Origin of the sequence: Desulfoplanes formicivorans (assembly GCF_001748225.1) — a bacterium.
Taxonomy (GTDB): domain Bacteria; phylum Desulfobacterota; class Desulfovibrionia; order Desulfovibrionales; family Desulfomicrobiaceae; genus Desulfoplanes; species Desulfoplanes formicivorans.
Map to the genome: position 1 here is coordinate 26,335 of NZ_BDFE01000008.1, position 20,911 is coordinate 47,245.

The 20,911-nt window shown below is 55.7% G+C and carries 19 protein-coding genes; 8 read left to right on the forward strand and 11 right to left on the reverse strand.

From position 1 onward, the window contains the following. Positions 1-138: 138 nt before the first annotated feature. From DPF_RS02740 to DPF_RS02750, 3 genes are all read right to left on the reverse strand, one after another. Positions 139-921 (reverse strand): sugar phosphate isomerase/epimerase family protein, encoded by a 783-nt coding sequence (locus DPF_RS02740; RefSeq protein ID WP_069857344.1) that lies wholly within the window; start codon positions 919-921, stop codon positions 139-141. Between the two features lie 181 nt (positions 922-1,102). After that, positions 1,103-2,674 (reverse strand): sodium/solute symporter, encoded by a 1,572-nt coding sequence (locus tag DPF_RS02745; RefSeq protein WP_069857345.1) that lies wholly within the window; start codon positions 2,672-2,674, stop codon positions 1,103-1,105. A gap of 4 nt (positions 2,675-2,678) precedes the next feature. Next, a complete protein-coding gene (locus DPF_RS02750) occupies positions 2,679-2,975 on the reverse strand; it encodes a DUF485 domain-containing protein (RefSeq protein ID WP_069857544.1) in 297 nt (98 codons plus the stop codon). 252 nt (positions 2,976-3,227) lie between these two features. On the opposite strand from DPF_RS02750, the gene DPF_RS02755 reads away from it, so the two are divergent. Then, positions 3,228-4,268 carry a DUF294 nucleotidyltransferase-like domain-containing protein gene (locus tag DPF_RS02755; RefSeq protein ID WP_069857346.1) on the forward strand — a complete coding sequence of 347 codons (1,041 nt, stop codon included), beginning with the start codon at positions 3,228-3,230 and terminating at the stop codon, positions 4,266-4,268. A gap of 146 nt (positions 4,269-4,414) precedes the next feature. Here DPF_RS02755 and DPF_RS02760 read toward each other — a convergent pair whose 3' ends face one another. From DPF_RS02760 to galE, 7 genes are all read right to left on the reverse strand, one after another. Continuing rightward, complete coding sequence (locus DPF_RS02760; RefSeq protein WP_069857347.1) at positions 4,415-5,158, reverse strand: RNA methyltransferase; 744 nt, start codon at positions 5,156-5,158, stop codon at positions 4,415-4,417. Positions 5,159-5,285: 127 nt separating this feature from the next. Next, on the reverse strand, positions 5,286-6,212 hold the full coding sequence (gene ybgF / locus DPF_RS02765; RefSeq protein ID WP_069857348.1) for a tol-pal system protein YbgF: 927 nt from the start codon (positions 6,210-6,212) through the stop codon (positions 5,286-5,288). A 98-nt stretch (positions 6,213-6,310) separates the two neighbouring features. Then, positions 6,311-6,562 carry a PLDc N-terminal domain-containing protein gene (locus DPF_RS02770; protein WP_069857349.1) on the reverse strand — a complete coding sequence of 84 codons (252 nt, stop codon included), beginning with the start codon at positions 6,560-6,562 and terminating at the stop codon, positions 6,311-6,313. Positions 6,563-6,650: 88 nt separating this feature from the next. Next, positions 6,651-7,409, reverse strand: a complete 759-nt coding sequence (lgt, locus tag DPF_RS02775; protein ID WP_069857350.1) for a prolipoprotein diacylglyceryl transferase — start codon at positions 7,407-7,409, stop codon at positions 6,651-6,653. After that, positions 7,390-7,884, reverse strand: a complete 495-nt coding sequence (gene lspA, locus DPF_RS02780) for a signal peptidase II (RefSeq protein ID WP_069857351.1) — start codon at positions 7,882-7,884, stop codon at positions 7,390-7,392. Before lspA ends, lgt begins: the two co-directional genes overlap by 20 nt. A 104-nt stretch (positions 7,885-7,988) precedes the next feature. Beyond that, entirely contained in the window at positions 7,989-10,805 is a 2,817-nt protein-coding gene (gene ileS, locus DPF_RS02785) for an isoleucine--tRNA ligase (protein WP_069857352.1), read from the reverse strand. 228 nt (positions 10,806-11,033) lie between these two features. Continuing rightward, the gene (gene galE / locus DPF_RS02790) at positions 11,034-12,011 is read right to left on the reverse strand and encodes a UDP-glucose 4-epimerase GalE (RefSeq protein ID WP_069857545.1); all 978 of its coding nucleotides are present in this window, start codon (positions 12,009-12,011) and stop codon (positions 11,034-11,036) included. 271 nt (positions 12,012-12,282) lie between these two features. Between galE and DPF_RS02795 the strand changes: the two genes are divergently transcribed. Both DPF_RS02795 and mgtE read left to right on the forward strand, forming a co-directional pair. Then, positions 12,283-15,183 (forward strand): insulinase family protein, encoded by a 2,901-nt coding sequence (locus DPF_RS02795; RefSeq protein WP_069857353.1) that lies wholly within the window; start codon positions 12,283-12,285, stop codon positions 15,181-15,183. 144 nt (positions 15,184-15,327) lie between these two features. Next, entirely contained in the window at positions 15,328-16,644 is a 1,317-nt protein-coding gene (gene mgtE / locus DPF_RS02800) for a magnesium transporter (protein WP_069857354.1), read from the forward strand. A gap of 40 nt (positions 16,645-16,684) precedes the next feature. Here mgtE and DPF_RS02805 read toward each other — a convergent pair whose 3' ends face one another. Next, positions 16,685-17,131 (reverse strand): CBS domain-containing protein, encoded by a 447-nt coding sequence (locus DPF_RS02805; protein ID WP_069857355.1) that lies wholly within the window; start codon positions 17,129-17,131, stop codon positions 16,685-16,687. A 233-nt stretch (positions 17,132-17,364) separates the two neighbouring features. On the opposite strand from DPF_RS02805, the gene DPF_RS02810 reads away from it, so the two are divergent. From DPF_RS02810 to pgsA, 5 genes are all read left to right on the forward strand, one after another. Further along, positions 17,365-18,024: a protein-L-isoaspartate(D-aspartate) O-methyltransferase gene (locus tag DPF_RS02810; RefSeq protein ID WP_069857356.1), complete on the forward strand. Its 660-nt coding sequence runs from the start codon at positions 17,365-17,367 to the stop codon at positions 18,022-18,024. Between the two features lie 18 nt (positions 18,025-18,042). Further along, positions 18,043-18,621 carry a YqaA family protein gene (locus tag DPF_RS02815; protein ID WP_069857546.1) on the forward strand — a complete coding sequence of 193 codons (579 nt, stop codon included), beginning with the start codon at positions 18,043-18,045 and terminating at the stop codon, positions 18,619-18,621. A 74-nt stretch (positions 18,622-18,695) separates the two neighbouring features. Next, a complete protein-coding gene (locus DPF_RS02820; protein ID WP_069857357.1) occupies positions 18,696-19,583 on the forward strand; it encodes an Mrp/NBP35 family ATP-binding protein in 888 nt (295 codons plus the stop codon). Positions 19,584-19,609: 26 nt separating this feature from the next. Then, entirely contained in the window at positions 19,610-20,185 is a 576-nt protein-coding gene (locus DPF_RS02825) for a lytic transglycosylase domain-containing protein (protein WP_069857358.1), read from the forward strand. Between the two features lie 145 nt (positions 20,186-20,330). After that, positions 20,331-20,870 carry a CDP-diacylglycerol--glycerol-3-phosphate 3-phosphatidyltransferase gene (pgsA, locus tag DPF_RS02830; RefSeq protein WP_069857359.1) on the forward strand — a complete coding sequence of 180 codons (540 nt, stop codon included), beginning with the start codon at positions 20,331-20,333 and terminating at the stop codon, positions 20,868-20,870. Positions 20,871-20,911 lie beyond the last annotated feature (41 nt).

The window sequence follows — 20,911 nt, forward strand, 5'->3', positions numbered from 1 at the left end:
AATCAGAAAAAGGTCAAGAAGAAAGAATGTGGGCCGTGTCTGGTGTGTGGATACCGGGTGCAGCGGCGTCCTTTTTCTCCGGTCGGCCTTGCTCACGGGCTGATGTCAGCTCGTTGCAGGTCAAGATGATTTTTGTTCTCACCGGAAAAAGGACGCCATTTCCTGGCGTTGTTCCCGTAATCTGGATACGGGGTCCTGCCTGATAAAAGCGGCCGGGGTGACTTCCAGGGTGAGGTGACCTGTGTAGCCGTCCTGGGCCACCAGGGCCAGGAATTCCCACAGGGGGAGATTGCCCTTCCCGGGCCAGAGGTGTTCCTGCCATCCTGAGGCATCGGAAAAATGGATGTTGCTGACCAATAATCGGGGGATGCGTTTCCACCCCTTGAGGATATCGTAACTGCTTACCCCGAGATGACAGGTATCCAGGGTCATGTTGGTTCCTTTTTGGGCGCACAGCAGGGCCAGTTGGGTGAGGGGGTCTTTGGCAAAGGGGGATTGTTGCCCCCAGGGGAGATTCTCAATGCCCAGGGTGAGTCGCGGGGAGGCTTCCATATCCATGGGAAGATCAAAAGAGGACCTGAACCACCAGAATAAAGCGAGTTCTCCCTGCCGGAAATGGGGTGGATGCAGGGTAATGTGGCGCACGTCTTTCAATTGGTTGCCCAGGGCAATGGACTTTTTCCAGGCGTGCAGATGCCCCCCCCACAGGGCCCATTTCCTGAACGGGGCATGCAGGGAGATGATTTTGCAGGGGGCGGTCTGGCTGATGAGACGTTGGGGGTCGAGCATGTCCGGATGGGACAGGATGAGTTCCAATCCATCAAAACCCGCATCCGTGCAGATTGCAGCGATTTCCTCCAGGGGTCGGTCAAAGAGGCAGCCCGTGGAAAGAAGAATGGTTGGTCGTTCTTTGGAGGGCATGGGGGACTGTAAGAGTATGAGTACGCAGTGCACAGTGCACAGTGCGCAGACAGGGATGATATCTGTACGGGGAAGAAGACGTGCTGGTCGTTTCTAGAAATACTTGCAAAGTATTTCTGTCAATACCATACTTTTGCTTTTTCCTGCGCACTGCCAACTGCGTCCTGCGTACTTTTCTTTTTTATTGTTCCGGGCCGTGGAGAACCGTCATGACTTCATCCACGTCATGGGGAATGGCCGATTTTCCCTTGCGCGAAAATTCCATGCGCGAACACGTGTAAATGGCGGCAAAGGAAAGAAGCATGACAAACCCGCCGGGATTCTGGAAACGGAGCATTTCAGGCATCCAGGATTTGCCAAGGATCATGACAAAGGAACCCACAATGCCCGTGGCCAGCCCGGCAATGGCTCCGTTTTTGGTCATTTTGGGCCACCAGATGCCCATGACCAGGACCGGAAAGAAGGTGGATGCGGCAATGGCAAAGGCCAGGCCCACCAGAACAGCGATCTGCATGGATTCTGCGGCAAATCCCAGGGGAATGCCCAAAAGTCCGATGCCCAGTGAGGCGATGCGTGCGGTCAGGACTCTGGTCCGTTCGGGCAGGTTGGGGTTGATGAGGCTGACCACCAGGTCATGACCAATGGCTCCTGCGCAGGTGATGATCAGGCCGGCCACTGTGGACAAAATGGCGGCAAAGGCCCCGGCCACCACCAGACCGAGAAGGATTTGCCCGCCAAAATACGAACCCGCCACCGGCACGGCCAGATTTTTGCCGTTTTCAGCCAGCCAGGAAGTCAGGTGCTGGTTCATGTGAAGATCACCGGCACGTAAAAAAACATAGCGGATGACATGGCCCACGTAGGGCGAGAGAATGTAAAAACATCCGATCAGCAGGAGTACATAAATGACGGTTTTTCGGGCGGCCTTGCCGTCGGGTGCGGTATAGAATCGTACCAGAATGTGCGGCAGACCGGCTGTTCCGAACATCAAGGCCAAAAGCAGGGACATGGTGTCCTTGATGTTTGTCAGCCAGTATCCGGGAACCATGTAGGCGCTTCCATTGAACATCGTGCCGGATACGGGTTCCGGACCGTTGAAACCGGCAAGAAATGTCGTAACCTCGGTATAGGTGAATCCCTTGAGCACAAAGGGAATGAAGGCCAGCAAAAACATGGACCCGAACATGATCCAGAACTGGACAAGCTGGTTGATGGTTGTTCCCTTCATGCCGCCCACCGTGACGTATGCCGTGATGATAAGGGAGATGACCACAATGGCGGTCCTGTATTCCAGATTCAGAAGCAGTCCCATGACCTTGCCCGCTCCGAGCATTTGCGGGGCCATGTAGAACATGGATACGAACAAGACGCCGATGATGCCCCAGATACGGGCAGATCGCGAGTGGAAGCGTTCAGATACGAAATCCGGCACCGTGTACTTGCCGAACTTGCGCAGGGGAGAGGCCAGAAACAGGAGCAGGGCAATGTAGCCAACAAAGAATCCAAAGGCATAGATGATCCCGTCAAATCCCTTGAGAAAGGCGATCCCGGCTACTCCGAGGAAAGAGGCGGCGCTCAGATAATCGCTGGAAATGGCCGAGGCGTTGATGAAGGAATTGACCTTGCGGCCGGCCAGGTAATAGTCGGCCGCTGTTTTCTGGACTCTGAAAAGCCAGGTGGTGATCACGGTAAAGGTGAGCATGGCCCCGATGAGAACCAGGGCGGTGATGGGAACGTGGTATATGGTCTCCATAGGGTTACTCCCGGGGGTGTCTGGTTTGCATCGTGTCTTCCATGGCATTGGCCGCTTTGGTGTAGATGATGAAAATGATCCAGGTTACCGGGTAGATGACCAGCCCCACAAGAACATAGTGCAGGGGCATTCCTCCCAGGGTTTGGCCTGCAATCCAGTCCTTGGCGAGGTAGACAAGGAGATAGAGGCCGATGATGGAGACAAAGTAGGGAATGCCAAAGGCCAGGGCAAAGGTCAGTTGTTTCTTGCGCAAGGTGTTCACGTCCATGGCTTCCTCCTGGGAATGGATGGTGGTGTCCATTTTCTTGTACACCATCCAGTGGAACAGACCACCCTTTTCAGGTGAACGGTTGCAGGCCGCACAAAGGTGTTTCCCGAGCCTTCCATGGTTTGGGGGGAACCGGTCGAACCCGGAGGCAAACCGTTTGTTGGCATGGTCTGGTCAGGTCGCCGGGATGTGTGATAGAGAAAATCAGAAAAAAGTCTGCTGGTTCAACCGGGGTAAACGGGCTGAGGCACGCTTTGGGAGGCCCATGTGCACCAGGGAAGGAACATGAACGCATGTCCATGGTATGGTGATGCAGCCGTCAGACAGACAACCCTGCTGCGTCTGGCTGCACAAGGATCCTTCAGGGAAATCCGCATGGGCCGGATCAAACTGGTGCGGGATGGTTTGAACGCCAACCGGAACGCCGCCGACATTTCCCGTGAGGTGTCGTTGTTCAATGAGGATCTTGCAAAGGTGGTCCTTGCCCTCCATGCCAGGGAACATGCCTGGCTTGAGGCGTGCACCTGGCTGGAGTTCGGTTCCGGGGGGCGCCAGGAGCAGGTTCTCTCCTCGGACCAGGATAACGGACTCATCTATCCGGTTGCGCCGGATACCCACGAACTGGATAATGTTGCCCAGGATCTGGTCATGACCCTGGACGGGGCGGGTATGTCCCTGTGTCCCGGCGGGATTATGGTTACTTCGCCCTTGTGGCGCGGAACCAGGGATGCATGGATAGCGCGTCTTCGCGCATGGCTGGCCAACCCTGTGGAAAAGGGGCCGTGGCAATATGGACTTTTTCTGGATTTTAGGCCCCTTGCCGGCCCCAAGGAACCAGCCCTTTCCCTGAAACATGAATTGTGGGAGTATGTTCGAACCCGACCGCTTGTTCTGCGTTTTTTGGCCGAAGAACTGGCTGGATACCGGATTCCCCTGACCATATGGGGGCATTTTGTGCTCATCCCCAAGGGCCCGTTTCAGGGAGGGCTTGATATCAAGCATTCCGGCATGGTCCGTTTGGCAACGGCTGTACGTATCCTGGCCCTGAAATACGGGCTGACCATGCACCATACCCTGGACCGGATTCATGCCCTTGAGGACAGGGGGCATATCAGCGCGCGACTTGGCAAACGGTTGACCCGTTTCTGGTCCTGGAGTCAGGGACAACGGCTGCGCATCGGGCTTCGGGAACAATGTGCCGGGAAAAGCGCGCACAATGTCATCTATCCCTATCAGCTGGACAGGGAGGAGATCCTTCTGCTCAAGGATGGATTGTATGCGGTGGAAACATGTGCCCGGATGGTTCTGGACGGGGCGGGATTGTGAGAAGGCGCAAAAATTCCGTACGCAGAATGCCTGTCGGGGCCGCGGGCAGGAAGGTCGGTTGTGACAGGAACGACGGGTTCAGCAAAAGGACGCTTCTTTGAAGACGGGACGCCTTGACGTTGTCCTGATCTGCGTCCTTGGACTGCTTATTGTTTTCCCGCTTTCTTGACGATCCACTGGACTTGTCGACAGATGCCCATGAGCAGGTTGAACTCGTGGCGTTTGATCTGGAACCGCTGCAGGAATCGGCGCATGGGGAGCATGAAGTAATCGGGATTGTCGTCGTGCAGGAAATCAATGGCCAGCAGAGAAGCCTTGATCCGTTCGATCAGGACTTCCTGTTCCTTGTGGGTGATGGACCGGCTTGGCGGAAGCTGGTTGGTCGTCTGGGGCTGTATGGATGAGTGTTTGAAGATTTCGTAGAGAATGATCAGGACCGCCTGGGCCAGATTCAGGGAGGTCATGTCCCGATGGGTGGGAATGCAGATGAGCTGTCCGCAGATTTCGATTTCCCGGTTGTCCAGGCCGGTGTCTTCGGGCCCGAAGACCAGGGCGACGTGTTCGTTGTCACCAAGCTGCCTGGCAATGGTGGTGCTGGCCTGTTCCGGCACCATGATGGCCTTGCGCCATCCACCGGTGCGGGCCGTGGTCCCGTAGACCACGGAGAAGGGCGCAAGAGCCTCGGCCAGGTTCTGGACAATGGTGACCTCGTCGAGGAGTTGTTCACTGTGCGGGGTGGCCAGCCGTTTGGCCTTGTTCACATCCCAGTTCCGGGGATTGACCAGAATGAGCTGGTGGCATCCCATGTTCATGCACGCCCTGGCGACCGATCCCACATTTTCGGGATACTTGGGACGGACCAGGATGACGGCGGTGTTCAATGTATTCATGATGCGTCGTTGCTGTTTGTGCCGCAATGGGCCAGCACCATTGGTAGCTGAGGGTTTTGCAAACAAAACGCGTCATCTCCGCTTGCGCAGAAATGACGCATGACATTTCCTTCATGTTCCAACGGAGTCAGCCGTTGGTCTGCAGGTAGGCTTTGGCCCTTCGAGCCTCGGCCGATTGAGGATATTTTTTGATAAGGTCCTGCAGAACGAGCTTGCCCGGTTTTTTCTTGTTCATCTTGAAAAAGGAGATGCCCTGTTTGAGCAGGGCAGGACGGTATTTGTTGCTCTTGGGGTACGTTTCAATGACCTTTTGATAGGCAAGGATGGCCCGGGCATAGTCGCGCATCTGATAATGACATTCCCCCTGCCAGAACAGGGCGTTGGGTACAAGGCTGTCCTTGGTGAAGGTGGTTGCGAATTCTTCCCACAGGGACAGGGCCTGGGCATAGTCCTTGGCGTAAAAGGAGTTGAGGGCCTTTTTGTACAGGGCCTGGGCCGATTCGTACCCGGGAGCGGCCTCGGGTTGGCTAGTTTGCTTTGGCCTGACTCCTTGGACGGCCTGAGAGGGCCGGGGTTGAGCGCTTTCCTGATGGAACTCGGCCAGGTCCATGCCCAATTGTCCGGCCATGGCCGTCACGACGCGGTTCATCCTGGATGTTGTCGCGTTCATGTGCGTAAGGGCTGATGTGGCATTGTCCTGGTTGGAGGCAAGAATCTGCATTTTTCGGGTCAAGCCGTCGACCTCTCCCCGGACTGTTGCCAGCTGGACGCGCAATTGTTCAATCTCCGCCCAGAGATCAGCCTGTTTGGAACGAACAGGCTGGCTTGACTGGGAAATTTCCTGTTTGATATCCTGGCGTGCTTTGACCAGCTCGGATTCCAGGGTGACGATTTTTTTCTTCAACTCCTGGTTTTCCCGAGCCTGTTGTTGCTGGTGGTACGAGACCTGCCCCTGGAGGGAGGAAACATCCTGTTTGGAGGCGCATGCAGGCACCAGCAGCAGGATGATGGCCATACCCACAAGGAATAAACCGGTTGATCGTGAAGAAGTCATGACAGATGCCCGCCTTGGTTGGAAGGAACGTGGTTCGGATCGACTATAGGGCTTGTTGGATTGTGCTGTAAACCTCATTCTGCCCGGTTGGTTCTGATTCATGAAGACTGGCTGATGTCGTTTTGAGGGGATGTGGGCAAGGCGTCAAGGGTCCTGCGTCGGCCCACAAAAAAGTAGATGATGCCTCCAAGAACAGGAAGAAAGACGTTGAGCCAGATCCATCCCTTTTTTTCGGCCGGCGTGGCAAAGTCGTTGCGGAAGATATGCCAGATGGCCCAGAGATTGGGAATGATGGGCAGGACCAGAATGGCAACTACCAGGGCAAGTTGGAAAGGAGTAAGGGAGGACATTGTATTTTGTTTATGTTGTTGCAGGGTTGGTGAGAAGATCGGCCTTGCAGATCACGCATGAGGCAATTCCTTTCGGATGGTGCCTCAATTATTTCGCAGTTTTCCTGTTTCTGAACAGTACAATGCCAAGCCCCAGACAGAACACGCCCAGAGCAATGACCTGGGTGACGGAAAGGATCCCGAAATCACCCCGGTAGTCGCCCCGGAAGAATTCGATGGAAAACCGGAACACGGCATATAACATGAGCATCAGACCGGTAAGAATACCCTTGGTGGTGATGAACCGTTTGGCCCCCAGGAGCATGCCAAAGGTGACCAATCCGGCCAGGCAGTGGTAAACCTGGGTCGGATGCAGGGGAATATTGACCGGGGCCAGACTGTTGGGGTCGGTAAAGGTGATGGCCCAGGGAAGTTCGCAAACACCGCCGTAACAGCATCCGGCCATGGTGCAGCCGATGCGGCCAATGGCCTGGCCCAGGGGAACACTGACGGCAATGGCGTCCATCCAGGGCCACAAGGGTTGGTCTTTTTTTTTCAGGTACCAATACCCGGTCACTGAGGCCAGAATGGCCCCGCCCAGAAATACCAGCCCCCCTTTCCAGAACATGAGCATTTCCAGGGGGTGGTGGAAAAAATAAACCGGATTGATAAGGATGTATAAAATCCGGGCGCCGAGAATGGCGCCGAGAACAACGTAAAAGCCAAGGTCTGAAACCAGAGAATGATCCAGACCACGGGATTTGGCTTCCCGGCAGGTCCAGGCCATGGCGGCCAGAAACGCGGCTGCCACAAAAAAACCATAGCTGTGGATGGTCAGGGGACCTATTTCAATTAAAACGGGATGCATTCTTTTTCCGCTGATAAAAGGATACCAGGAGCAACAGCGCCCCTACACTGATGGCCATGTCCGCGATGTTGAAGGCCGGCCAATGGTGACTGGCAATGTGGAAATCCAAAAAATCAATAACCTGACCGATGCGTATTCGGTCGATCATGTTGCCCAGAGCCCCGCCAAGAATGCACCCCAGTCCGGTAAACAGGGGCGGATCCCGGCGGTCCACGGTGTTGACCAGATGAAAGATGAGTACAACGGCCAGGGCCGAGACACCAATGAAGAAATAGGTCTGCCAGTGAATGTCGGCCCGGTTCAGAAATCCAAAGGCAGCGCCCTTGTTCAGGACATGGACCAGATCAAAAAAGCCCGGAATGACCGGAATGGATTCGTACATGGAAATATTTCCCTGGACCCAGATCTTGGAGATCTGGTCCAGGGCGATGATCACCGCGGCAAGGATGGAAACGAATTTGTATTTGGTGTTCATGAGATTGGTCGTTGCCGGTATGGTGCGGCTCTGGGAGTGCCTGGTACATGTCCTGTGGTGCCGTCGTGTACCGGGCACTCCCTGTTGCACGGTTTGTTCGTAGGTTATGCCATAGCTTCCAGGACACGGGTGCAGCGCGGACATGCCTCGGGATGATCCGGATTGGTGCCCAGCTCTTCGTTGTACACCCAGCAGCGGGCACATTTGGTACCTGGTGCGCGGGTCACCCCGATCTTCAGGTCAGGGACCTCCTGACTGGCAAAGATGCCTTCCGGGGCGGTTGCAAGATCGGCCAGGCTCACTTTGGAAACAATGAAAAAGGCCCGCAAATATTCCGAGGCCTTTTCCAGGTCCTCGCGCATGTCATCCTTGACGAACAGGGTGACATGACTGTCCAGGGAATGGCCGAGTTCCTTGGATTTTCTGAAAGGTTCGATGGCCTTGGTAACTTCGTTGCGTATCTCCACGAGCATGTTCCACAACTGGGTTTCTTCCTCGTCCATGAAGCCCTTGGCAACGGCAGGAAAGGTGTACCCGAATACGGTCGTAACGTTGCCACGCATGGCCTCGGGCAGGTTCCTGAAGACTTCCTCCGCCGTGAAACTGAGGATGGGAGCCATGTTTTCCAGCAGCACCAGCAGGATCCGGTACAGGGCGGTTTGGGCCGAGCGCCGCTCAATGCCCTTGGTTGTTGAAACATACAGCCGATCCTTGAGGATATCCAGGTAAAAGGCGCTCAGGTCGGTGGCACACAAATTGTGCAGGGTGTGATAGACCTTGTGGAACTCGAACTCCTCATACCCCTTTTGCATGGTCTGATGGGCCTCGGCCACCAGGTCCAGGGCGTATCTGTCCAGAGGGAGCATGTCCTGGGCGGCAACCATGTCGGTCTGGGGGTCAAAGTCCTTGAGATTACCCAGAATATACCGACAGGTGTTTCTGACTCGACGGTAAGCGTCAACCAGCCGGCGCAGGATTTCGTCCGAGATGCGCAGGTCTTCCTGATAGTTGGATGCAGCTACCCAGAGACGCAGGATTTCGGCGCCGTATTTGTTGATAATCTCTTCTGGCGCAATGACATTGCCCACGGATTTGGACATCTTGTGTCCCTTGCCGTCGACCACGAAGCCGTGGGTAAGTACGGATTTGTACGGAGCCTGGCCCCTGTTGCCTATGGAAGCGAGCAGAGAGCTGTGGAACCATCCCCTGTGCTGGTCGGTTCCTTCAAGATAGAGATCGGCCGGAAAGCGGCATTCCTCGCGTCCTTCCACGACAGCGGCAAAACTGGTGCCGGAGTCAAACCAGACGTCCAGGATATCGTCTTCCTTTTCCCAATGATTGCTTCCGCAATGGGGGCAGACCAGATCCTTGGGCACCACCTCGTCCAGGGAGGCCTCAAACCAGTAGTCCGCACCCGTGGGGTGGGTGGCGAACCTGTCCACGATGGTGTGAACCCACTTGCTGTCAAACCATGCCTGACCGCAGTCGCGGCACAGCAGAGCAATGATGGGTACGCCCCACATGCGCTGCCTGGAAATACACCAGTCGGGACGGTTCTTGACCATGTTGTAGATCCGTTCCTTGCCCCATCCCGGGATCCACGTGACATCCTTGTCAATGGCCGCCAGGGCCTTGTTGCGGAGGTCATTGGCCTCCATGGAGATGAACCACTGGGTGGTGGCCCGAAAGATGACCGGTTTCTTGCATCGCCAGCAATGGGGATAGGAGTGGGTGATTGTTTCCGTGGCCAGGAGATGGCCCTGTTCCTGGAGTTTTTCAATAACCAGAGGGTTGGCCTCGAACACGGTCTTGCCTGCAAAATACTTGACCGAAGGCAGAAAGCGTCCTTCATCGTCCAGGGGGGAGAGAACCTCCAGGCCGTAACGCAGTCCGGTCTCATAGTCTTCGCGCCCATGGCCCGGAGCCGTATGCACGCAGCCGGTACCTGTTTCCAGTGTCACGTAATCAGCCAGCACAATGGGGGATTTCCGATCGAGAAAGGGGTGGGTGGCCGCGATGTTTTCCAGGTTCCTGCCTTGGGTTTCGGCGAGAATTTCCAGGTCATCCCAGCCGAACCGTTTCTGGTTCTCCTGGACCAGGTCCTTGGCCAGAATGTGGAAGGTGGATCCTGTTCGGGCCAGCACATACATGAAATCCGGATGCACGGCCACGGCCATGTTGTCCGGGATGGTCCAGGGGGTGGTGGTCCAGATGTCAATGAAAGTGGCATTCGGATCGCAGTCGGGAAAGATCTTGGTGATGGCCGGATCAGTAATGGGAAAACGGACAAAGATGGATGGGGAGGTGTGGTCGGCGTATTCCACTTCGGCCTCTGCCAGGGCCGTCTGACAGGATGAACACCAGTAGATGGGCTTCTTGTTGCGTACAACTGCTCCCTGGTCCATGAATCTGGCCAGTTCCCGGGCCGTGGCGGTCTCATAATCCGGAGTCATGGTCAGATAGGGCTTTTCCCACAGACCGAGGCCGCCGAACCGCTTGAATTCGTTGCGCTGGATGTCCAGCCATTTGAGGGCGTATTCCCGGCAGAGTTTGCGGATTTCGAGCACGGATTTGTCTTTTTTGGCTGCTCCCAGTTCCTGTTCCACCTTGTGCTCAATGGGCAGGCCGTGACAGTCCCAGCCCGGAACATATTGGGCCTGGAATCCGGCCATGTTCCGGTTTTTGACGATGATGTCCTTGAGGATCTTGTTCAGGGCGTGCCCCATGTGCAAATGCCCGTTGGCATACGGAGGACCATCATGCAGGACATAGGGTTTCTTGTCCTTGCCCGCCTGGATCATCTGCTCGTAGGCCTTGATGTCTTCCCAGTAGGCGAGCATCTTGGGTTCGTTTTTGCTCAGGTTGGCCCGCATGGGAAAGGATGTTTTGGGAAGATTGAGGGTTGCCTTGTAATCGCTCATGGATGACTCGTCCTCCGGATGTTGCGTAGATAGAATATGGTGTTGCCGGACCCGGCACAAGAGTTGGTCATGGATGGTCCGTATGGCATGTGAAAATAAGCCGTCACATTGAATCAAGGGGCAGGGGAAGTCAAGAAGGGAGGACACGGCAGACAGGGAGACAAAAGACCGGGAGACGGGAGACCGGAAGAAGCATGTCTTGCTGTCTTCTTTGCTCCCGTCTCTTTTTTACAGCTTGCTTTCCCACAGATAGGCGGACAAGGCGATTTCCTCAATATCGTCGTGCTCGGGCTGCCACTGCATGGTCTGCATCAACTTGGCCGGATCGGCGATGAGGGTTGCCGGGTCGCCGGGTCTGCGGTCCACGTCCTGGGTGGCGAAATCCACCTTGCTGACCTTTTTCACCGCGTTCACGATTTCCCTGACCGTGTAGCCCTGCCCGTAGCCGCAATTGAAGATGCCCGACGGCCTGCCCGCTTGGAGATGGTTCAGGGCCAGCACATGGGCATTGGCCAAGTCGGTCACATGGATGTAATCCCTGATGCAGGTGCCGTCTTTGGTGGGATAGTCGGTGCCAAAGATTTTCAGATGGTCGCGGCGACCCAGGGCGGTTTGCGAGGCCACCTTGATCAGATGGGTCGCCTTGGGGGTACTCTGACCGATGCGTCCTCCCGGATCAGCGCCGGCCACATTGAAATAGCGCAGGATGACATAGGAAAAATCAGGATGCGCCGCATGGGTGTCCTGGATGACCCATTCGCTCATGAGTTTGCTCCGGCCATAGGGATTGATGGGGTCCAGAGGTGATGTTTCCGTCACCGGAACGATTTCGGGCATCCCGTAAACCGCTGCCGTGGAAGAGAAGATGAACGAGGGGATCTTGTGCTTGACCGCCAGACCGATGAGGTTAGTGGTGTTATTGGTATTGTTGGTGTAGTACTTGACGGGATTGGTCATGGATTCGGGAACCACGATGGATCCGGCAAAATGGAGAATCCCGTCAAACTGTTCCCGGGCCATGAGGGCAGAGAGCTTGTGGGTTTCGGCCAGGTCGCCCACTTCAAGGCGCGCCGGGGGAAGCACCGCTTCGGCGCGGCCCGTGGAAAGATTGTCGTAAACCACAACTTCGTATCCCCTGGAACACAGGGCCAGGGTGGTGTGGGAACCGATATAGCCGGCACCACCGGTGACAAGGATCTTGGGCATGGATGTCTCCTGATTGTGAGGATTGGGAGGGGTCAGACGCTGCATGGTCTGGTATCGTTTTTACAAAGATCTGCCAAGCAAGAAGAGCGCCCAAACGGTCTTCGGTCTTGCCATTTCCCGGGAATTTTGAAAGGTAGAACCGGTTTGCGAGCCTATTTTGCAATGATGAACATACCCCCCTTTTCTTGCGCGTTTAAGCCGCAGGAACCATGAGGCTGAGACTCTTTTCAGCTCCCAGCGGGATTGTTCCGACCATAAGGAGGATACAACCGTGGTCCATGGATTTGTTCTCAAGGAAAAACGTACTGTCAAGGAAATAGCTGCTGTTGCCAGCATATACGAGCATGAAAAAACCGGTGCCCGGGTGCTTTCCATTGTCAACGACGATGAAAACAAGGTTTTCGGCATAACCTTCAGGACACCTCCCAAGGACTCCACCGGGGTTGCCCATATTCTGGAACACTCGGTTCTGTGCGGATCGCGCAAGTATCCGGTCAAGGAGCCCTTTGTGGAACTTCTCAAGGGATCTTTGCAGACCTTTTTGAATGCCATGACCTTTCCGGACAAAACATGCTATCCCGTGGCCAGCCAAAACGTCCAGGATTTCTATAATCTCATAGACGTGTATCTGGATGCGGTCTTGTATCCGCGGATAACTCCTGAAATTTTCCAGCAGGAAGGGTGGCATTACGAGCTTGAGCATCCCGACGATCCTCTGGGGTACAAGGGTGTGGTCTTCAACGAGATGAAGGGGGTCTATTCCTCGCCGGACAGCCTGCTTGGCGAGTACTCGCAACATGCGGTATTTCCCGACACCCTGTACGCCCTGGAATCCGGAGGCCATCCCGAGCACATTCCCGAGCTGACCTATGAGGCTTTCAGGGATTTTCATGCCACCTACTACCATCCGTCCAATGCGTGGATCTATTTTTACGGCAATGACGATCCCGATAAACGTCTTGAGATTCTCGGGACGTATCTGGACGATTTCTCCGCCAAAAAGGTAACCTCGTCCATACCCCTGCAGCCGATCAAAAAACTGGGGGATATCCGTCGTCATGCCTTTGCCGCAGGTGAAGGCCAGGACAAGGGCATGACCACCCTGAACTGGCTGTTGTGCGAGACCACCCATGCCCGGGAAAATCTTTCCCTGCGTATCCTGGAATATATTCTGGTGGGCATGCCCGGGTCTCCCCTGCGCAAGGCCCTGATCGACTCAGGACTGGGAGAAGACCTGGCCGGGTTCGGGCTGGAGGACGAGCTTCGGCAGATGGTCTTTTCCACCGGTCTCAAGGGGATCGACCCCAGGGATGCCTCCCGGGTCAGGGAGCTCGTCATGAACACCCTCAGGGATATTCGTGACCAGGGAATAGGGGAAGACCTGATCGAGGCAGGGATCAACACCATTGAATTTGCCCTGCGCGAAAACAATACAGGGTCATACCCCAGAGGGCTGCTGGTCATGCTCCGCAGCTTGTCCACCTGGCTGTACGATGGCGATCCCCTGGAACTGGTCGGTTTCGAGTCGGTTCTGACTTCCATCAAGGAATCCCTCGCCAAGGGAGAGAAACTTTTCGAGAATCTCATTACCTCTTATTTTCTGGACAACCCCCATCTTGTGCAGGTGGTTCTCGAACCGGACAGGGAACTCGGCGCGATTCTCGAGGCCAGGGAAAGCAAGCGGCTGGCCGATGTGAAAAAGGATATGACGCCCGAGGATCTGCAAGACGTCATTGCCGGCACGGCAAAGCTCAAGGAGCTTCAGGCCCGGCCTGATGCGCCCGAAGACCTGGCGACCATTCCCGTTTTAACCAAAAGCGAGCTTGAGCCCGGCATCAAGACCATTCCCCTTGTCGAGGAGTCCATGTATTCGACCCGGGTCCTGTTCCATGATCTGGAAACCAGCGGGATTGTCTATACGGACCTGGTCCTGGACCTGCACCACATGGTGCAGAAATATCTTCCCTACATTCCCCTGTTCGGCCGGGCTCTGTTTGAAATGGGTACAGATACCGAAGATTACGTGCAGTTTGGCAAACGGATCAGGCGCAAGACCGGGGGTATCGGGGCGGCTCCTTTCACGGCATCGGTTCTGGGTGAGCGAGACGGGTTCTGCAAGTTGATACTGCGCGGCAAGGCCATGGCAGGCAATGTCAAGGACCTCATGGATATTGCCCGGGATGCCCTGTTGCGGGTCAAGCTGGACGACAAGGAACGGTTTCGGCAGATCGTCACCGAAGAAAAGGCCGGGCTGGAACGGTCTCTGGTTCCCTCAGGACACGCGTTTGCAACCCTGCGTGTCTGTTCCCGGTTCAACGAGGCGGACTGGGCACGGGAACAGATGGGGGGGATCAGCTATCTCTTCTTCCTCCGGTTCCTCCTGGACAAGATTGATACCGACTGGGAAACGGTGCTTGGCAGTCTGCGGGAAATCCAATTCGCCCTGGTGGATGCTGCCTCCATGGTTGTGAACGTGACGACCTCGGCTTCCATCTGGAAGGATGTCAAAGGGCACGTGGAAACGTTTCTGCAGAAAATGCCCGAGCGGGGGCTGAGCAGAAATACCTGGCTGCCGGTCTGCTCCCAGGCCAACGAGGGACTGATCATGCCGGCCATGGTCAACTACGTGGCAAAGGGGACGGATTTGTACGCCGGAGGATACGAATATCATGGTTCGGTGAACGTGATCACCAAGTACCTGCGTACCTCATGGCTCTGGGAACAGGTGCGCGTGCTTGGCGGTGCCTATGGCGGATTTTGCGGATTTGATCGTCAGTCCGGGTTGATGACCTTTGGTTCCTACAGGGATCCGAATATCCTTTCCACCCTGGAGGCCTTTGACAAATGCGCTGATTTTCTGGCCACGGCGGATCTGGATCAGGCCGAGATCGACAAGGGAGTCATCGGAGCCATTGGCGGGATGGATCAGTATCAGCTGCCCGATGCCCAGGGGTTTTCGTCCATGATTCGTTTTCTGACCAAGGTGACGGATGAGGAACGCCAGACCATTCGGGATCAGATCCTGGCTACGGACAAGAGCCATTTTCGGGCCTTTGGTGAAGTGCTTGCCAAATGTGTTCAAAGGGGATTTGTTTCCGTCCTCGGTTCGGCTGAAGGCATCGAAGGTGCCCGGGAAAAGGCCGGGCTGGAGGAGGTGTTCGAGGTACTCTGATGCGGGAGAACCAGGGGCACATGCGTGGATTCTTGATCGTGCACGCATGTGTCGCATTCATGGTCTTCTGTCGTGCCTGGTGGGTATTGTCGTGCCGTACATGGCGCGGCCACGCAACCTTCGTCATGCAAGGACTGGACTGATATGACCGATTATCATTCCGAGAACGAGCCGGAAACCATGCAGGATGATTTTTTTGACCAGCTGCATCCAGCCGATGCAGCCGATCATTTGGAAAACCTGCCCCTTGAGGAACAGGTGGTCATGGTCCGCGGGCTTCCCCTGGAAGATGCGGCCGAATCCATCGCCGAAATGGATTCCCATGACCGCATTCCCCTGATGACCCAGCTTCCCCCCAAGTTGGCAGCGGATATCCTGACCCTCATGTCGCCGGACGATGCCGCTGACACCGTGGCCGAACTTGAGCCTGACATCCGCAAGGCCATTTTCCGGGAGCTTGATCAGGAAGACGCTGCCGAGATCAAATCTCTGCTCATGTATGACCCCGATTCTGCCGGCGGGGTCATGAACACGGAGATTCTGGTTCTTGACGAGAATCTCACCGCAGACCAGGCCATTACCGTGATCCGAAGTCAGGTGGAGGATTCGGAAATCCCCTATTACGCCTACATGGTTGACCAGTACCGCCATCTCAAGGGGGTTCTTTCCCTGCGGGATATCATGATCAGTCCGGGGGGCAAGAAACTCAAGGAATTGCTGGTGGAACAAAACCTCATTGCCGTACCGTTTGATACGGACAAGGAGGAAGTGGCCAAGCTCATTGCCCGGTACAATTTTCTGGCCCTGCCGGTTGTGGATCATGGTCAGCGCATTTTGGGCACTGTTACGGTCGACGATGTCATTGACATCATCCAGGAAGAGGCCAGTGAGGACATGCAGCAGATGGTTGGTGCCGGTGGGGATGAAACCATTGATTCCCCCTGGGGCTATTCCCTGAAGATGCGCATGCCCTGGCTGTTCGTGAATCTGCTCAATTCGGCTGTTTCCGCATGGGTGGTTCACCTTTTTGAGGGTTCCATCGAACAGATGGCCATCCTGGCGGTACTCATGCCCATTGTAGCCAATCAGGCCGGCAATACCGGACAGCAGTCCCTGGCGGTCATGATCCGCCAGCTGGCCATGGAGCGGTTCGACCGCAAAAAGGTGTGGATCGCCGTTGCCCGGGAGGCCAAGATAGGGCTGGTCAACGGATTGATCATCGGTTTGGCCACTTTTTTCGGTATCATTCTGGTTTTTCAGCGCCCGGGTCTTGCTGCGGTCATGGCGCTGGCCCTGCTTTTCGACATGCTGCTCGGGGCCATTGCCGGGGCCTCCATCCCCCTTATTCTCAAGGAACTGGGACGTGATCCGGCTCAGGCCTCAAGCATTTTTCTGACCACCCTTACCGACAGCATGGGGTTTTTTGTCTTTTTGGGCATGGCCGGCGTTTTTTTGCTCTGATCGGGCAGGGTTGTGGCGGCCACCGCTAGGTGGGAGATCCTCATGCGCTGGCGGTCTGCTGGTCAGGTTCCCGGGTGTTCAGGAGCTGAATGGCCAGCATGATGAAATCCGCTTCAGTGATAATGCCCACGAGATGTTCCTTTCTGACAACCGGCAGGCAGCCGTACTTGTTCTTGAGCAGGATCTCGGCTGCCCGGGTGATGTCCGTTTCCTCGGAGATCCATTGGGCGTCCTTGCGCATTACTTCCTTGATGGGAATGCCTGCGTCGATTTCCTGCTGGGTTTCCCGGTCGATTCCTGCCAGCTTGGAAACGGTTGCCAAAAGTATATCCCGGTGGGTGATCAGTCCGCAGAATCGTTTTTCGTGATCCACGATGGGCACGTGTCGAATGCGTGCCAGGTGCATGATGCCCCGGGCCGTCTTGAGGGTATCTTCCGGCTTGAGGGTGATGATTTCCGTGGACATGACGTCCTTGACCTTGAGCATGAATCCTCCTGAGGCTGATGGCTGACAAGGGTGATTATTCCGAGCCTTGACTATGGTCTAAAATTCCCCTTGGGGCAAGGGCCTTGCGCCATTACGTGGCCGCGTGTCTGATTGACTTGCAGGGGGAAATCTGGTTTGCAGTGCGTTGTCGTACGATTGTCAGGACGTTCTGCCCAGCCACGGGCACGAAGTATGCTTGAAAAGGATTGTGTATCACGGTGAAAACACACGCCATGCGCAAGATGGTCGCTGGGACCGACTACAGGAGAAACCGGGAACGGATGATCAGGGACCAGCTTGTGGCCCGGGGCATCACGGATGAGCATGTTCTGCGGGCCATGTGGGAGGTCCCGAGACATCTTTTTGTGGAAGAGGCCTTGCAGGCTCAGTCTTACGAGGACCATGCCGTGCCCATCGGCCACGGCCAGACCATATCCCATCCGTATACCGTAGCCAGGATGACCAGTCTGCTGCACGTAGAGCCCGGCATGAAGATCTTGGAAATCGGCACCGGGTCGGGCTATCAGGCTGCGATTCTGGAGCGCCTGGGTGCCATGGTGTACACGGTGGAGAGGATCAAGCCCCTTTTTGTGGCCGCGCGCAAGCGTCTTTTGTTCATGCATTGCTATAACATTCATTGCAAGCTGGACGACGGAACAACCGGCTGGCCCGAACTGGCTCCTTTTGATCGGATTATCGTTACGGCAGGCGGTCCGGAGATCCCCCTGCCCCTGGTAAGGCAATTGGCTGATCCCGGGTGCATGGTTCTGCCGGTGGGGGAGGAAAAACGCAAACAGCGCATGGTACGGGTTTGCAAGGCAGACGGGCGGGTGACCAGCAAGGATTGTGGCTCAGCCGCTTTTGTGGATCTGGTGGGAACCCATGGCTGGTAAATCGGGTTGCAGATGAAGATGATGCACAAGATGCTCGACCGGCTTTGGGAGGTAGCTGCCCGAAAGGGTGCCGAACGTGTGCTTATGGCTGTTTCCTTTACCGAGGCCATCTTTTTCCCGGTTCCTCCGGATCTTCTGCTGCTTCCCATGGGCCTTGCCGCCCGGGACAAGGTGTTTCGGCTGGCCTGGATCTGTCTGCTTTTTTCTCTGGCCGGAGGGGTGATCGGATACGGCATCGGGTATTATTTCATGGAAGCCGTGGGCAATCCCATTATCCGCTTTTACGGGCTCGAGGAACAATACACCCGGATTCAGGTATGGTATGACACCTACAGCGCCTGGGCCGTGAGCATTGCCGGGCTTACCCCCATTCCTTACAAACTCTGTACCCTCACCGCCGGAGCCTTTCACATCAATTGGCCCGTTTTTATCCTTGCCTCGGCCATCAGCCGGGGAATACGTTTTTTTGTCATTGCCGTTCTTATCCGTTCTTTTGGGGAAGCCGCCCGGACCTTTCTGGAAAAGCGGTTCAATCTGGTGGTGACAGTGACCTTGATCCTCGTTATTTTGGGATTTGTGGTTTTGAAATATGTCTGAGACCATCAGCGGCTGATGAGGTCGCGGATGGTCTTGTATCGAACATACAAACATGCATGCAGGAGAAGCATATAATGGCCGAGCAAGGTACATGTCCCAGTGCGGGCAAGGGAGGCGGGAGCGCCAACGCTTCCAAGATGATCCAGGATCAGATGATCTCCTCGACCCTTTCCAAGATTCGTCACAAACTGTTCATCATGAGCGGCAAGGGTGGGGTCGGCAAGAGTTCCCTGGCGACCAACCTGGCCGCAGCCCTGTCTTCCCGTGGATTTCGTGTCGGGCTTCTGGACGTGGACATCCATGGCCCGAGTGTGCCCCACCTCTTGGGGATCAAGGGGCTTTTGGACATTGACCGGGGGAGCATCCTCAAGCCCAAGCAGTATAATGAGAATCTTTCGGTCATATCCATGGAATCGCTGCTCAAGGACCCGGACCAGGCCGTGCTCTGGCGGGGACCCATGAAAACCAACGCCATCCGGCAGTTCATTGCCGACGTGGAGTGGGGAGAGCTTGATTTTCTGGTTATTGATTCGCCTCCGGGAACAGGTGACGAGCCCATGACTGTTTTGAAGACCGTTCCCGAGGCCTTGAGTGTGGTCGTGACCACTCCCCAGGAGATATCCTTGGCCGATGTACGCAAGGCGATCAATTTCCTGCAATATGCCCAGGCCAACATCCTTGGAGTGGTGGAGAACATGAGCGGCCTGATTTGTCCGTACTGCCAAAAACAGATCGACCTGTTCAAAAAAGGCGGCGGCAAGGAGCTGGCTGACAGGTACGGCCTCGATTTCCTGGGAGCCATTCCTCTTGATCCGGCAACCGTGGTGGCCGGTGATCTGGGCAAGCCCGTGGTCTTCCTTGATGAGGATGTGCCTGCCAAGAAGGCCTTTCTCGCCCTTGCCGATACCATCAGTTCCCGTGCTGCTGAGTGTTTTGAATCGGTGTCGTCCGTCCACAAGTGATCTGGGCGCGGGGTTTGGGAGATGCCATGAAACTGATCCTCGTCGTTCTGGCCACCCTGGTGATCCTGACACATGGGGAGGGGCCAAGGGCCGGCGTCATTTACTATTACGAAGGACCCGACGGCGTTCTTCATTTCACGGATCTCCCCCTGACCCGTCATTACAAGCCCTTTGTCTTCTGGGGAAATGCCACGGGTGAGGCCAAGGAACGCATCAAAAGGCTGATCAGGAAATACGCGGCCCAGTACGGGGTGGATGAAAATCTGATCCAGGCCCTGGCCCATGTGGAATCCCGCTATGATTGCATGGCCGTGTCCCGTGCCGGTGCTCAGGGCGTCATGCAGATCATGCCCAAGACCCAACAGGAGCTCGGGCTCACGGCTCCGTTTGATCCGGCGGCCAATGTGGAGGCCGGTATACGGTATTTCAAGCGTCTGCTCGACCGTTTCGGAGATACCCGTCTTGCCCTGGCCGCGTACAATGCAGGACCTGGCCAGGTGGACAAGTACAAAGGGGTGCCCCCCTTTCCCGAGACCAGGAAATACGTGCGGGATGTTTTGGAGAAGTACGCCCAGCTCAAGCCCGGCAAACAGCGAAAGTAGGATATTCGAGGCGGTTACGCGTTGATGCTGGTGACCTGAACCATGCCCGGATGTCACAAAAACACTTTCCTGCGGGTACCTGCACGTTGATGGTCCCCTTGTCCTCCTTGATGCGCCAACCTTAAGCTGTTTCAGGAAGTCAACCATGTTCAATGCTGCCAATATCCTGACACTGGCCCGGATCTGTGCGGTCCCCCTGATCGTTCTCATCCTCTATTTTCCCGGCAAGATCAGTTGCCTGATGGCCCTGTTGCTGTTTGTGGCAGCTTGCCTGACCGATTACGTGGACGGGATGGTGGCCCGCAAATATAATCTGGTGACCAACGTGGGCAAGTTCATGGATCCCATTGCCGACAAGATCCTCATTGCCGCGGTATTGGTCATGCTCACGGAGCTGCACTGGTTGCCGGCCTGGATCGCCATTGTCATCATCAGCCGGGAGATTATCGTCACCGGGCTTCGGGCCATTGCCGCTGATCAGGGCAAGGTCATTGCCGCGGACATGCTGGGCAAATCCAAGACACTGGTCCAGATGTTTGCCCTGGGGCCCCTCATCCTCCACTATCCATGGTTCGGTTTTGATCCGGTTCCCCTGGGTACGTTCATCCTGTATATTGCCCTTGTTCTGACCATCCTTTCGGGGGCGAACTACCTGCGCAATTTCTACAAGGTCTGGATGGAATAATATACTACCCATGGACTGACCGCTGATTTTTTCCAGACAAG

Bases quoted from the DNA above. Each gene is read 5' to 3' on its own strand.
- DPF_RS02740 (WP_069857344.1), bottom strand. From the start codon at position 921: ATGCCCTCCAAAGAACGACCAACCATTCTTCTTTCCACGGGCTGCCTC.
- DPF_RS02745 (WP_069857345.1), bottom strand. From the start codon at position 2,674: ATGGAGACCATATACCACGTTCCCATCACCGCCCTGGTTCTCATCGGG.
- DPF_RS02750 (WP_069857544.1), bottom strand. From the start codon at position 2,975: ATGGACACCACCATCCATTCCCAGGAGGAAGCCATGGACGTGAACACC.
- DPF_RS02755 (WP_069857346.1), top strand. From the start codon at position 3,228: ATGAACGCATGTCCATGGTATGGTGATGCAGCCGTCAGACAGACAACC.
- DPF_RS02760 (WP_069857347.1), bottom strand. From the start codon at position 5,158: ATGAATACATTGAACACCGCCGTCATCCTGGTCCGTCCCAAGTATCCC.
- ybgF (WP_069857348.1), bottom strand. From the start codon at position 6,212: ATGACTTCTTCACGATCAACCGGTTTATTCCTTGTGGGTATGGCCATC.
- DPF_RS02770 (WP_069857349.1), bottom strand. From the start codon at position 6,562: ATGTCCTCCCTTACTCCTTTCCAACTTGCCCTGGTAGTTGCCATTCTG.
- lgt (WP_069857350.1), bottom strand. From the start codon at position 7,409: ATGCATCCCGTTTTAATTGAAATAGGTCCCCTGACCATCCACAGCTAT.
- lspA (WP_069857351.1), bottom strand. From the start codon at position 7,884: ATGAACACCAAATACAAATTCGTTTCCATCCTTGCCGCGGTGATCATC.
- ileS (WP_069857352.1), bottom strand. From the start codon at position 10,805: ATGAGCGATTACAAGGCAACCCTCAATCTTCCCAAAACATCCTTTCCC.
- galE (WP_069857545.1), bottom strand. From the start codon at position 12,011: ATGCCCAAGATCCTTGTCACCGGTGGTGCCGGCTATATCGGTTCCCAC.
- mgtE (WP_069857354.1), top strand. From the start codon at position 15,328: ATGACCGATTATCATTCCGAGAACGAGCCGGAAACCATGCAGGATGAT.
- DPF_RS02805 (WP_069857355.1), bottom strand. From the start codon at position 17,131: ATGCTCAAGGTCAAGGACGTCATGTCCACGGAAATCATCACCCTCAAG.
- DPF_RS02810 (WP_069857356.1), top strand. From the start codon at position 17,365: ATGCGCAAGATGGTCGCTGGGACCGACTACAGGAGAAACCGGGAACGG.
- DPF_RS02815 (WP_069857546.1), top strand. From the start codon at position 18,043: ATGATGCACAAGATGCTCGACCGGCTTTGGGAGGTAGCTGCCCGAAAG.
- DPF_RS02820 (WP_069857357.1), top strand. From the start codon at position 18,696: ATGGCCGAGCAAGGTACATGTCCCAGTGCGGGCAAGGGAGGCGGGAGC.
- DPF_RS02825 (WP_069857358.1), top strand. From the start codon at position 19,610: ATGAAACTGATCCTCGTCGTTCTGGCCACCCTGGTGATCCTGACACAT.
- pgsA (WP_069857359.1), top strand. From the start codon at position 20,331: ATGTTCAATGCTGCCAATATCCTGACACTGGCCCGGATCTGTGCGGTC.